Raw genomic sequence first — 12,202 nt, 5'->3', positions numbered from 1 at the left:
CCGGGTCCGTCCTCAGCCGTCCGTCGACGCCGGCCACCAGTCGCGCCGCAGCACCGCGAGTTGCACCGAGTCCCATCGCCGGCCCTCCCAGGAGCGCGCCTCGGGGATGCGGGCGACCTCGGTGTACCCGACGCGGACCGCCGACGCGATCATCCGCGCGTTGCCGGACCACGTGACCAGGCTCAGCAGGTGCGCGTCCGTCTCCGCGAACGACGCGTCCGACCACAGCGTGAGCGCCGCCCGCCCGACGCCGCGGCCCCACGTGGTCGGGTCGAACAGCAGGATGCCGAGCTCCCACCAGCCCGCGCCCGCCGGATGCTGCTCCGTGCGGGTCACGAGACCGACGGGGGTGCCGTCCACCGTGACGACCCGGACGTCCGGGTCGCCGACGCGCCGGCGCGCGTGGTCGGCGTCGAAGTCCGCGCGGCTCGGCGGGGCGGCCGTGTCCGCGGCGTGGAAGTAGGGGGCGTCCCACGACTTCCACTCGGGGTCCTCGGCGCCGTGGATCCAGGTCCACAGGAAGTCGGCGTCGTCGGCGGCCACCGGGCGCAGCGCGACGTCGGTCCGGGGCGGGGCGTCCGCGCGCGTCCCTGAGGGGCGAGGGGTGGCGGGATCGAGATCAGTCATGGCGCCATCCTGCCCTCAGCCGCGACGGGGTGGCGAGTGCAACATGCGGACGCGCCCGGTGGCCCGGGGCGCGGCGGACCTACCGTGGTTGACGTCGCCGTCGCCCGGCGTCGGCGTGCCGAGAGGGATGAGGAGACCGAGATGACGGAACGGACCGGGCAGGCCCACGAGGCCGGGACGATCGACCGGCTGATGGCCGGGTGGGTCGCCGACGTCGAGACCCCGGACGCCTGCGCCGCCCACCTGCTCTGCGACCGCTGGCCGGCCGACGCCGTGGCGTTCCGGTTCGTGGCGGAGGACATGTCCGCCGTCGACCTCACCTTCGGCGAGCTGGCCGACCGCTCCCGCCGCCTCGCCACCGGCCTCGCCGCCCGCGGCGTCACGCGCGGCGACCGAGTCCCCGTGATGATCTCCAAACGGGAGGAGCTCGTCATCACGCTGCTGGCCCTGTGGCGGCTCGGCGCCGTGCACGTGCCGCTGTTCACCGCGTTCGCCGCGGGCGCCGCCCGGATGCGCATCGAGGGCGCGGCGGCGCGGCTCGTCGTCGCCGAACCCCGCCAGGCCGAGAAGCTCACGGACATCCCCGGCATCGAGATCATCCGCACCGGCCCGGAGTGGGACGCGCTCGCGGACTCCGCGCCGCTGGGCGAGGACGTCGCCGTCGGCGGGGACGGGCCGATCGCCCTGCTGTTCACCTCCGGCACCACCGGCCGCCCCAAGGGGGTGCCCGTGCCGCTGCGCGCGGCCGCCGCGTTCGCCGTCTACCTCACGTGCGCGGTGGACCTGCGCCCCGAGGACCTGTTCTGGAACGCGGCCGACCACGGCTGGGCGTACGGGCTGTACTACGGGATCGTCGGCACGCTGATGCTCGGGGCGACCTCGGTGCAGTACCGCGGCGCCTTCTCCCCGGCGACCATGGTCGAGGTGATCCGCTCGCAGGACGTCACGAACCTCGCCGGCGCCCCCACGATGTTCCGCGCGCTGGCCAAGGCCGGGGAGGTCACCGAGGACGCCCCGCTGCGGCTGCGGCGCGTGTCCACGGCGGGGGAGCCGCTGCCGCCGACCGTGCTCGAATGGGGCCGGACGGCCCTCGGCACCGAGATCCGCGACCACTACGGCCAGACCGAGCTGGGCATGGTCATCTGCACCCTCGCGCACCCCGAGCTGGCCGCGCCGCCCCGCCCGGGTTCGATGGGTGTGCCCCTGCCGGGGATCGCCGCCCAGATCCGGGACGGGCAGATCGCGATCGACGCGGCCTCGCCCCTGTTCTGGTTCCCCGGCTACCTCGGGGAGCCGGAGAAGACCGCGGAGCGCTTCACCCCGGACGGCCGCTGGTACCTGACCGGGGACACCGCCCGGCAGGACGACGACGGCTGGTTCTTCTTCTCCTCCCGGGACGACGACGTGATCCTCGCCGCCGGGTACCGGATCGGCCCGTTCGACGTGGAGTCCGTGCTCATCGACCACCCGCGGGTGCAGGAGGTCGCCGTCGTCGGCCTGCCGGACCCGGAGGGGGTGCGCGGCGAGGAGGTCGTGGCGTTCGTGGTGCCCGCCGGGGCCGTCGCGGACCCGGACGCCCTGGCGGCCGAGCTGCAGGCGAAGGTGGCTCTTCACGAACGAGGGTGTAGTCGGTTGAGCGCGTCGGTGGCCGGGTAGGGGTCGAGGTCTCCCGGATGATGGAAGTTCTTCACGCTCGCCATCCCGAAAGACCTCGACGTGCTCCACCCTACTTTCGCGACCCCTGACCTGACCACGTTCTGCCGCCTTGACGAGCTCGGCCTCGTCGCCGTCGGCCAGCTGATCGAGCCGGATCGGGCCACGATCGAATGCCGCGTCGTCGAGGACGACCCGTGGTGTCGGAAGTGCGGTGTCGAGGGCGTGCCGCGGGACACGGTCACGCGTCGACTGGCGCACGAGCCGTTCGGGCACCGGCCGACGACCCTGCTGGTGCGGGTGCGCCGGTACCGGTGCGGACACTGCCGGCGCACGTGGCGGCAGGACATGACGCGGGCAGCGGCGCCGCGTGCGAAGATCTCCCGCGGCGGCCTGGAGTGGGCGCTGCGGGGCATCGTCATCGACCACCTCACCGTCACCCGCGTCGCCGCAGGTCTCGGGGTGTCCTGGAGTGCCGCGAACGCCGCCGTCCTCGCGGAAGGCAAGCGGCGCCTGATCGACGACCCCGCCCGGTTCGACGGGGTCACCACGATCGGTGTCGACGAGCACGTCTGGCGACACACGAGGCTGGGCGACAAGTACGTCACCGTGATCATCGACCTCACCCCCGCGAGGAACAAGACCGGGCCGGCGAGGCTGCTGGACATGGTCGAGGGCCGCTCCAAGGCGGTGTTCAAGCAGTGGCTCGCCGCCCGCCCTGCGGACTGGGCGAAGCGGATCGAGGTGGTCGCGATGGACGGCTTCGCCGGGTTCAAGACCGCTGCCGCCGAGGAACTCCCCGACGCCGTCCCCGTCATGGACCCGTTCCACGTGGTCCGCCTCGCCGGCGACGCGCTGGATGTCTGCCGGCGTCGGGTCCAGCAAGACACCACCGGTCACCGCGGGCTCAAGGGCGACCCGCTCTACAAAGCCCGCCGCACCCTGCACACCGGGGCGAGCCTGCTCACCGACCGGCAGCGGGCACGCCTGGACGCAGTGTTCGCGAGCGAGGAGCACATCGAGGTCGAGGCGACCTGGGGCATCTACCAGCGCATCGTCGCGGCCTACCGGGAGCCCGACAAGAAGAAAGCGAAGGCGATGATGCAGGAGGTGATCGCTACGATCAGCAGCGGCGTTCCCGCGGCGCTCGTCGAGGTCCGCAAGCTCGGCCGGACCATGAAGCAGCGGGCGGGCGACATCCTCGCGTTCTTCGACCGCCCCGGCACCAGCAACGGCCCGACCGAGGCCATCAACGGGCGGCTCGAACACCTCCGCGGCTCCGCCCTCGGCTTCCGCAACCTCACCCACTACATCGCTCGGTCACTGCTCGAAGCCGGAGGGTTCAGACCCGCGCTACACCCTCGTTCGTGAAGAGCCGCGAAGGTCCGCGACGAGTACTCCAAGCACGCCTACCCGCGCCGGGTGCACTTCGTGGACCGGCTGCCCAAGACCCCCTCCGGCAAGCTGCAGCGGTTCCTGCTGCGCCAGGGCGCCGCCGACTGAGTCAGCGGTGCACGAGCCGCAGGAACGCGCCGATCATCGGCAGGTCCTCGGGCCCGGTGGGCAGCGCGTCCGCGAGGGCGGGGGAGTGGACGAGGTAGGCGGCCCACTGTCCGCGCGAGATGGACACGTTGAGCCGGTTCCGGTTCAGGAGGAAGTCCAGCCCGCGCGGCACCTCCTGCGGTGAGGACGCGGCCATCGTCAGGATCGCGACGGCGGCCTCCCGGCCCTGGAACTTGTCCACGGTGCCGACGGTGGTGCCCTCGAGGCCGGCGGCGTCGAGCGCCTCCCGGACCGTGGCGACCTGCGCGTTGTACGGGGCCACCACGATCACGTCGGACGGCTCGAGCGGCCGGCCGGGGTCGTCCGGGCCGGTGGACCAGGTGCGGCCGAGCAGTGACTGGATGATCTCGACGACGGCCGCGGCCTCCTCCGGCGAGGACACCGCGTTGCCCGTGTGGGAGACCGGCCACGGGTGCAGCCCGGGCTCCACGCCGTCGAGCCGGCGGGCGTCCGTGACCTCCTCCCGCGCGCCGAGCCGGCCGGCGTAGGAGAGCTCGGAGACGGCGTGGGTGAGCGCCGAGTGCATGCGCCACGAGGTGTCCAGGAAGAAGCCGCGGTCGGCGCGGAGCACGGGGGCGCCCTCCGCGATCCAGGTCAGGGCCGCGTCGCCGATGGGCTGGGGGTGCTCGCCCCTGCTGACCTGGGGGAGCTGCTGCGGGTCACCCAGCAGCAGCACCGTCTCGGCCAGGGCGCTCGCGCCCAGGAGGTGCGCGAGGGAGAGCTGCCCGGCCTCGTCCACCACCAGGAGGTCGACCGGCTGGGCCGCGGCGTTCGCGAAGGTCCACGCGGTGCCGCCCAGGACCCGGCCCGGTGCCAGGAAGGCATGGACCTCCGATGAGCTCAGGGACGTCCAGCGGTGCGGTCCGTCCGGGTCCTTGGGCTCCTTGCCCACGCGGTCGGGGTCCACACCGACGCCGATCAGCTGGTCGAGGAAGTTCTCCACCACCGCGTGGGACTGGGCCGTGACACCGACCGTCCAGCCCCGGTCCAGGAGTTCCTTCACCGCGCGGCTGCCCACGTACGTCTTGCCGGTGCCGGGAGGGCCCTGCACGGCCACGTAGGAACCGCGTGCGGACTCGACCGCCTCGACCAGGCCGCCGACGCCGTCCCGCCGGCCGTCTCGTACGTCCGCCCCGATCGCGGCGAGGGTCCGGCCCGTGGTGCGCGGGGCACGGCGCGCCAGGATGTCGAACACCGCTCCGTCCGGCAGTCGGCCGCGGCGGGCGGCCGCGTCGGCCTGCTCCCGGATGCGTTCGAGGAGGCCACCGGGCCGGACATAGTTGAGGTGGAACACCGCCATGGGCACCTCCGCGTGCGGTTCCGGCTCGTACTTGGCGCTGAGGCGCTGCAGCAGGTTGACGCGGAACCGGCCCGGTGCGATCTCCTCCACCTCGGCCACGTCCACGGGCGATCGGCTCTGCCAGCGGACGGCGTTGGGGGCCAGCTCCGCCCAGCGCGGCGGCTGCTCGTACAGGGCATTGAGCTTGAACCTCTCCTGGCTGTTCCGACGCGGCCGGACCTCGGTGCCCGGCTCGAGGCGCCCGGTCACGGTCAGCGTCCGGGCGGGGTTGCTCCTCGGGGTGGGACGTTCCCATGCACCCACCGACTCGACGGTGTCGAACACCAGGTTCGCGCGCGGCTCCTGCCACTCGTCCGGGGCGGACACCGCCCGATCGAACATGGCCCACCACAGCGGCTTGTTCTCCCTCGCGAAGTAGCCCAGGCCCGCGGCCAGCAGGGCGATGCCGCGCCGCCCGCCGTCGAGCTCCGCCTCCGGGGCCCCCGTCCCGCCCGCCTCGTCCCTCTCGCCGTCCGCCAGCGCCTGCAGCGAGGCGGCGAGGGCCGCGTCCTGCTCCTGGAGCGACGGCGCGGCCTCGACCAGCGGCTCGTTCTCGGTCGCGGCGTCGTCGGCGGGACGGTCCGCGACGGCCGCCTCCTCGGGCTCGACCTGCGCCAGCAGCCAGTCCCGCAACCGCGCCGTGGAGACGCAGTCGTACCGGTTGTAGTCCTCGATGTCGGCGCGGATCGCCCTCGCGACCTCGGTGTCCCCGGCCTCCATCGCGGCGACGTACCGGTGGTACTCGGTGACGCTGTCCGCCGCCGTCGTGACGCCGTCCTCCGCCCGGTGCTCCGCCCCCATGTAGAGGGGCTCCAGCTTCTTGATGGAGTAGCTCGGCACACCGGCCCGCAGGGCGGCGCGGACCGTGGAGTAGAGGTCCACGAACAGCCCCGCGCGCAGCCAGTCGTCCAGCTCGCGCTCGCCCACGCCGTGGCGCACGGTCAGGCGTCTCAGCGCGGTGACCTCGTACGCGGCGTAGTGGTAGATCCGCATCCCCGGGTGGGCCGCGCGCCGCGCCTCCACGAACGCCACGAACCGCTCGAGCGCCGCCCGCTCGGCGGCACGGGTGTCCGCCCACAGGCCCGTGAACCGGAAGTCGGCCGAGGCGGTGCGCGCGGTGTCCCCGCCCGGCGCCTCGACCCAGCCCCACAGATACTCGAGGCCCTCCATGCTCCCGTCCGCGGAGACCCACAGCGGGTCCCCCTCGAAGTCGAAGAAGACGTCTCCGGCGTCCGGCACGGGCAGCCCCGCCACGGCCCGCGGGTCCACGATCCGATGCGGCGGCAGCCCGTCCGCCCCGGCCGGCTCCAGCTGGATCGCCGCCTGTTCCCGCAGTGCCTCCCACGTGCGGCGGGCCATGCCCTCCGGCGGTGCGACGGACGCCGCGAGCTGCTCGATGGTCGTGATGCCGGCCTCGCGCAGCCGGGTGCGCTGCAGCCGCGTGGCCCCCGCCGTGAGCAGCACGTCCCGGTGCTCGGTGACGGCCTCCTCGCACGCCTCGCATGCGCCGCAGACGCTCAGGCGGTCGTCACCCCAGCGGGCGGGCTCCCCGGCGGCCACGTGATCCTGCAGCAGCGCCTCCAGCCGGGCGCGCTGGTGCCGGTACACCGGGATCACCTCGTCCAGGTCCGCGACGTGCCGGGAGCCGTCCCCGAGCCACAGGCTGCCCTGCCGCGCCCGCGGCACGCCCATGCCGTCCAGCAGGTCCGCGTACGCGGCGATCTGCAGCAGCGCCGTCACCCGCGCATGTCGGGCCAGCTTCGTGTCCACCACCTCGTACGCGCCCTCGGGGTGCTCCTCGTCCGTGCGGAGCACGAGGAAGTCGGCCAGGCCGCCGAACGCGCCGTCGTGCAGCATCCCCTGGAACACGACGGCGGGGCGCGCGGCCAACGCCGCCGCGGTGCGCTCGCGGGCGGCCCGCACGCCCTCGGGCGTGTAGCGCTCCGGGCGGTCCAGCCGGACGACCTGGTCCGCGCCGTGCTCCGCCTCGAGGCGCGCGAGCACCCGGGACTCGTGGTCGTCCCCGAGGCGGGAGACCCGCCCCAGGAACGCGTCCGCCACGCCGATCCGCGGGACGCGTCCGAGCTTGGGGTCCACCGTCCCGCGCAGCCACCCGTACGTGCACGTCGCGGCGGCGGTGATGTCCGAGGGGCTGAGCATGAAGGAGGCGCGGTCCGGCGCGAAGGTCACCATGCCGTCACCCTAGACAGGAGCCGCGGACGCGATGGGCAGGGCCGCGCACAGGATCCCGGTGCGCCTCGCCCCGGCAGCGACAGTGCGGCGCGCGTCACACGCCGGACCGGACTTGACGTGGGTCACATCCAGAGAGTTACCTAATGATCGTTCAGTAATTCTCTGCGCCGCCGCGCCGGCGCGCCCGTGCCCGCAGGGAGGCCCGACCATGACCGAGACTGCCCACCACCCCATGCTCGCCGAGGACCGCGTGGCGCGGTGGCTCGGCGTCACCCTCGAGGCCGCCGAGAAGGACCACGCGCGCATCCGGATGACGCTCACCGAGGACCAGCACAACGGCTTCGGCCTGGCCCACGGCGGCGCCGTCTTCGCGTTCGCGGACACGTGCTTCGCGCTGACCTGCAACGACCCCGCCTCGGACGGCTCGACCCTCACCGTGGCCTCCGGCGTGGACGTCAACTTCCTCGCGGCCACCCGCGCCGGGCAGACCCTCGTCGCGGAGGGCCGCCTGGTCGCCGCCACCGGCCGCTCGGCCGTCTACGACATCACCGTCACCACCGACGACGGCACCTCGGTGGCCGCCTTCCGCGGCCGCTCCCGCACCATCCCCGCCCCCGGACGCTGACCGACGGGCGCACCCGCCGGTGCGCCGCCGTCGTCGACCGCCGCCCGACCCCGCATCCCCAGGAGAACGCCATGCTCGAGGCCTCGATCCCCAACCCGTACACGCCGGCACCCCTGCCCGCCCCCGCCGACCGCGGGGCCCCGGACCCCGAGGAGACGATGAGCCGGGACCAGATCGAGGCGCTCCAGTTCGAACGCCTCCGCTGGACCCTGCACCACGCCTACGAGAACGTGCCCGCGTACCGCGAGCACTTCGACGCGCACGGCGTCCACCCCTCGGACTTTCAGGAGCTCGGGGACCTCGCCAAGTTCCCCTACACGGACAAGGAGTTCCTGCGGAAGGGCTACCCGTTCGGCGCATTCGCCGCCACGGGCCCCGAGCTGCGCCGCATCCACGCCTCCTCCGGCACCACCGGCCAGCCCACCGTGGTCGGCTACACCGACGACGACCTGGCCACGTGGGCCACCCTCGTCGCCCGCTGCTTCCGCGCCGGCGGCATCCGCCCCGGTGACCGCGTGCACAACGCGTACGGCTACGGCCTGTTCACCGGCGGCCTCGGCGCCCACTACGGCGCCGAGCGCATCGGGGCGGCCGTGATCCCGATGTCCGGCGGGCAGACGGAGAAGCAGGTGCAGCTGATCACCGACTTCCAGCCGCGCGCCATCCTCTCCACGCCCACCTACCTGCTGACCATCGCCGACGGCTTCAAGAAGCTCGGCCTGGACCCCCGCGAGTCCTCCCTCGAGGTCGCGATCCTCGGCGCCGAGCCGTGGACCGACGAGATGCGCCGCGAGATCGAGCAGACCTTCGACCTCGACGCCCTGGACATCTACGGCCTCTCCGAGGTCATGGGCCCGGGCGTTGCCGGCGAGTCCGCGGCCACCAAGGACGGCTCCCACATCTGGGAGGACCACTTCCGCCCCGAGATCATCGACCCGCTCACGGACGAGGTCCTCGAGACCGGCCGCCACGGCGAGCTCGTCTTCACCTCGCTCACCAAGCAGGCGCTGCCGATCATCCGGTACCGCACCCACGACCTCACCCGCCTGCTGCCGGGCACCACGCACCCGGGCCACCGCCGCATGGGCCGCATCACCGGCCGCTCGGACGACATGATCATCCTGCGCGGCGTGAACCTGTTCCCGTCGCAGATCGAGGAGCTGGCCCTCAAGGAGCCGGCCCTGTCGCCGCACTTCACCCTCGAGATCACCCGCCCGGACCGCATGGACCAGATGGCCGTGAACATCGAGCGCCGCGATCATGCGACCCTCGAGGAGGCCCAGGCCTGCGCCGCGCACCTGCGCATGGAGATCAAGACGAAGATCGGCTCCTCGTGCGTGATCAACGTGGTGGAGCCGGAGTCCCTGGCCCGCTCCTCCGGCAAGCTCAAGCGGATCTACGACCTGCGCGGCCAGGCCTGATCCCGCCCCCGCGGCCGATCCCGACGCCGGCGTGCCCGGTAGAGTGGACCGGTGCACCGTCGTCGTCGTCGGCGTCCGCCCGCCCCCGAAGGAGCCCCGTGCCCCAGAGCAGCCCCACCCCGCGCCGCGGCCGGCCCGGCTATGACCGGCAGACGCTGCTGGCCGAGTGCGTCGAGCTCTTCAACCGGCACGGCTACGAGGCGACGTCCATGGGCATGCTCGCCACCCACCTGGGCATCTCCAAGTCCGCGATCTACCACCACGTGGAGTCCAAGGAGGCGATCCTGGACCACGCGGTGACGGAGGCGCTCGACGCCCTCGAGGCGTGCCTGGACGATGTGGTGGCCAGCGGGGCCGACGCCGGCGCGCAGGTCGAGGCGGCCATCCGCGGCACGCTCGGGGTGCTGGCGGAGAAGCAGCCCGAGGTGACCCTGCTGCTGCGCCTGCGCGGGAACTCGGCGGTCGAGGTGGCCGCCGTCGAGCGTCGTCGTGAGATCACCCGGCGTCTGGGCGACCTGCTCGAGGCCGCCCAGGCCGCGGGTGCGGTGCGCTCCGACGTGACCGCCCGCAACCTCGCCCGCCTGGCGCTCGGCATGATCAACTCGATCGTCGACTGGTACCGGCCGGATCGCGGTGTCCCCGGCCAGCAGGGACCGGGTCAGATGATCGACGCCGTCACGGGCGTGGTGCTCGGGGGTCTGCGGGGCTGAGGGCCCTCTGCCCTCAGCCCTCGCCGTCGAGCGCGGCGAGCACGTCGGTGACGATCGAGGCCGCACGGTCCTCGGCGTCCGCGGGCACCCCGCCGTCCGCGTCGGCCTGGGCCACGGCCACGGTCCGGGCGCCGTCCTGCACGGCCGTGAGGTGGGCGTAGACGGACCCCCCCGGGGCCGGGAGCGCCGTGTACCCGGTGCCGCCCTCGTGCTCGGTCCGCGTCACGCTCTCCACGCCGAGCCCGGCCAGGTCCACCCCGGTGCAGGCCTGCGCCGCCGCCCGGGCGTCCTCCAGGGCGGCGCGGGCGGCCTCCTCCGTGGGGTACACGGTGACGCGCACGCCGAGCGGAGTGACCTCGGCGTCGGGGGACGCCGTGAAGGAGGGCGCCGGCGTCGTGGTGGGCCCGCCGCCCGTGGTGGCGGCCGTCTCTGGCTGGGCCGTGAGCCCCAGGTCCGCGGCCCCGGCCTCGGCGTCCCGCTCCAGGGCGGAGCGGGTGGCGTCCAGGCAGGCCTGCTGTTCCGCGCTGCGGGTGGGAGCCGGGCTCGCGCCGGCGTCGACCGCCTGCTCCAGGCCGGCGGCCCGCTGACGCAGCTCCGTCTGCCGCTCCAGCGGCGAGGCGGCGCTCAGCCCCACCTCGGACCCCGGCCCCGCGGCCCGCTGCACGGCGGCCTGCACCGCCAGGGTCCGCTGCCCGTCCAGCGCGGGGGGCATCTCGAGGGACAGACTGCCCGAGGCGGAGGCGCCGGCCGTGCTCTCCGTGGAGGTGCTGGCCGCGGGCGACGTGGACGCGGACGAGGCCGCCGTCGTCGTGGACGACACCGACGAGGGGGCGGGGGAGGAGGGCTCCGCACCGCCGCCGCCCGCGCACCCGGCGAGGGCGAGCGCGCCCACGGCGAGGGCGCCGAGCAGGGGGAGTCGGGAGGTCGTCATGGCCCGACTCTACGTGCGCTGTGACGGATGCCACAAGGAAGCGGCGGGGGCATGCGTCGGGGCCGCCCGGTGCGTGATGCGCACCGGACGGCCCCTGATCCGTCAGCGGAGGAGGTCAGCCGAGCGGGGTGTCCTTGTCGCCCAGGTTCCAGTCCTCCACCGGGCCGAGGTTCTCCCCGTCCGGCCCGTAGCGGTAGAAGCCCTGGCCGTCAGCCACGCCGCTGTGGCCCTCGGCGATGCTCTTCTCGAGCAGCTCAGCGAAGCCGAGCTGCCAGTCGACGCCCGTGTTGCGGGAGACGTTGGCGGCCACGTGGAAGCCCACGATGTCGTAGGTCTGGAACGGGCCGCGCTCGTTGCCGGTGGCCACGCGCCAGGTGCGGTCGATGTCCGCCGGGTTGCCCACTCCGTGCATGTACAGCTTGGAGCCGGCCTGCAGCCACGGGATGAGCAGGGAGTTGAGGAAGTAGCCCGGGATCTCCTTGCGCACGTGCACGGGGACCATGCCGGTCTCCTCGGCGAACTGCAGGGCTCCCGCGACGGCCTCCGGCGAGGTGGCGGCGGTGCCCATGACCTCGGCGGTGTTCTGCGCCCAGATGCGGTTGGCGTAGTGCAGGGCCAGGAAGCGCTCCGGATGGCCGCTGGCGTCGGCGAAGTCCGAGGGCAGCAGGGAGGAGGTGTTCGTGGCGAACAGGGTCGTGGCGGGGGCGAGCTCGCCCACCTGGGCCCACACCTTGCGCTTGAGCTCCAGGTTCTCCGGGACGGCCTCGATCACGATGTCCGCATCCGCCAGGGCCTCGCCGAGGTCGGAGGTCGGCGTGATGCGGGCGATGGCCTCGTCGAAGCGCTGCGGGTCGTAGCCCTCCCCGAGGTCTGCTTCGTAGCCTTGGCGGATCCACGCCCAGCGGCGCTCGATCCCCTCGAGGGCGGCGGGGACGGCGTCGTAGGCCATCACCTTCTTGCCGTGGTACGCCGCCTGCATGATGATCTGCGAACCCAGCACGCCGGTGCCCAGCACGGCGACCTGCTCGAAACGGGTGAACTCGGACATGTGTGTCGACCTTCTTCTCTCGCGGTCCGAATGGGACGTACAGGTGAACGTCCCGGGCACGCTCCTTGTTCCCGGGGACGACGACGGGCCGC

General features: G+C 73.7%; 9 protein-coding genes and 1 pseudogene. 6 read left to right on the top strand and 4 right to left on the bottom strand.

The genetic code is table 11. The annotated features are described in order from the left end of the window. Nucleotides 1-12: 12 nt before the first annotated feature. Nucleotides 13-627 carry a GNAT family N-acetyltransferase gene (locus MLUT_RS21640; protein WP_010080080.1) on the bottom strand — a complete coding sequence of 205 codons (615 nt, stop codon included), beginning with the start codon at nucleotides 625-627 and terminating at the stop codon, nucleotides 13-15. Nucleotides 628-768: 141 nt separating this feature from the next. Here MLUT_RS21640 and MLUT_RS21635 point away from each other — a divergent pair, with 141 nt between their 5' ends. The 3 genes and pseudogenes from MLUT_RS21635 to MLUT_RS23715 form a co-directional block, all read left to right on the top strand. Further along, nucleotides 769-2,283, top strand: a complete 1,515-nt coding sequence (locus MLUT_RS21635) for an AMP-binding protein (RefSeq protein ID WP_012751101.1) — start codon at nucleotides 769-771, stop codon at nucleotides 2,281-2,283. 60 nt (nucleotides 2,284-2,343) lie between these two features. Beyond that, nucleotides 2,344-3,651: an ISL3 family transposase gene (locus tag MLUT_RS21630; protein ID WP_012750681.1), complete on the top strand. Its 1,308-nt coding sequence runs from the start codon at nucleotides 2,344-2,346 to the stop codon at nucleotides 3,649-3,651. Between the two features lie 6 nt (nucleotides 3,652-3,657). After that, nucleotides 3,658-3,783, top strand: a pseudogene (locus MLUT_RS23715) (AMP-binding enzyme); the annotation flags it as partial. A 1-nt stretch (nucleotide 3,784) separates the two neighbouring features. Here MLUT_RS23715 and MLUT_RS21625 read toward each other — a convergent pair. Then, a complete protein-coding gene (locus MLUT_RS21625; RefSeq protein ID WP_012751100.1) occupies nucleotides 3,785-7,375 on the bottom strand; it encodes a TM0106 family RecB-like putative nuclease in 3,591 nt (1,196 codons plus the stop codon). Nucleotides 7,376-7,583: 208 nt separating this feature from the next. On the opposite strand from MLUT_RS21625, the gene MLUT_RS21620 reads away from it, so the two are divergent. From MLUT_RS21620 to MLUT_RS21610, 3 genes are all read left to right on the top strand, one after another. Further along, nucleotides 7,584-8,000, top strand: coding sequence for a PaaI family thioesterase (locus tag MLUT_RS21620; RefSeq protein ID WP_010080083.1), 417 nt, complete (start codon nucleotides 7,584-7,586; stop codon nucleotides 7,998-8,000). Between the two features lie 71 nt (nucleotides 8,001-8,071). After that, nucleotides 8,072-9,421 carry a phenylacetate--CoA ligase family protein gene (locus MLUT_RS21615; protein ID WP_010080084.1) on the top strand — a complete coding sequence of 450 codons (1,350 nt, stop codon included), beginning with the start codon at nucleotides 8,072-8,074 and terminating at the stop codon, nucleotides 9,419-9,421. A 98-nt stretch (nucleotides 9,422-9,519) separates the two neighbouring features. Then, the gene (locus MLUT_RS21610) at nucleotides 9,520-10,131 is read left to right on the top strand and encodes a TetR/AcrR family transcriptional regulator (RefSeq protein WP_012751099.1); all 612 of its coding nucleotides are present in this window, start codon (nucleotides 9,520-9,522) and stop codon (nucleotides 10,129-10,131) included. Nucleotides 10,132-10,144: 13 nt separating this feature from the next. On the opposite strand, the gene MLUT_RS21605 is transcribed toward MLUT_RS21610, so the two are convergent. Together MLUT_RS21605 and MLUT_RS21600 are read right to left on the bottom strand one after the other, a co-directional pair. Beyond that, a complete protein-coding gene (locus tag MLUT_RS21605) occupies nucleotides 10,145-11,062 on the bottom strand; it encodes a hypothetical protein (protein WP_010080086.1) in 918 nt (305 codons plus the stop codon). Nucleotides 11,063-11,177: 115 nt separating this feature from the next. Beyond that, nucleotides 11,178-12,110, bottom strand: a complete 933-nt coding sequence (locus MLUT_RS21600; protein WP_010080087.1) for a 3-hydroxyacyl-CoA dehydrogenase — start codon at nucleotides 12,108-12,110, stop codon at nucleotides 11,178-11,180. Nucleotides 12,111-12,202 lie beyond the last annotated feature (92 nt).

Source organism: Micrococcus luteus NCTC 2665, from assembly GCF_000023205.1.
Classification (GTDB): Bacteria; Actinomycetota; Actinomycetes; order Actinomycetales; family Micrococcaceae; genus Micrococcus; species Micrococcus luteus.
This window is presented reverse-complemented; position numbering and strand designations above follow the sequence as displayed.

Bases quoted from the DNA above. Each gene is read 5' to 3' on its own strand.
- MLUT_RS21600 (WP_010080087.1), bottom strand. From the start codon at position 12,110: ATGTCCGAGTTCACCCGTTTCGAGCAGGTCGCCGTGCTGGGCACCGGC.
- MLUT_RS21605 (WP_010080086.1), bottom strand. From the start codon at position 11,062: ATGACGACCTCCCGACTCCCCCTGCTCGGCGCCCTCGCCGTGGGCGCG.
- MLUT_RS21615 (WP_010080084.1), top strand. From the start codon at position 8,072: ATGCTCGAGGCCTCGATCCCCAACCCGTACACGCCGGCACCCCTGCCC.
- MLUT_RS21640 (WP_010080080.1), bottom strand. From the start codon at position 627: ATGACTGATCTCGATCCCGCCACCCCTCGCCCCTCAGGGACGCGCGCG.
- MLUT_RS21625 (WP_012751100.1), bottom strand. From the start codon at position 7,375: ATGGTGACCTTCGCGCCGGACCGCGCCTCCTTCATGCTCAGCCCCTCG.
- MLUT_RS21620 (WP_010080083.1), top strand. From the start codon at position 7,584: ATGACCGAGACTGCCCACCACCCCATGCTCGCCGAGGACCGCGTGGCG.
- MLUT_RS21635 (WP_012751101.1), top strand. From the start codon at position 769: ATGACGGAACGGACCGGGCAGGCCCACGAGGCCGGGACGATCGACCGG.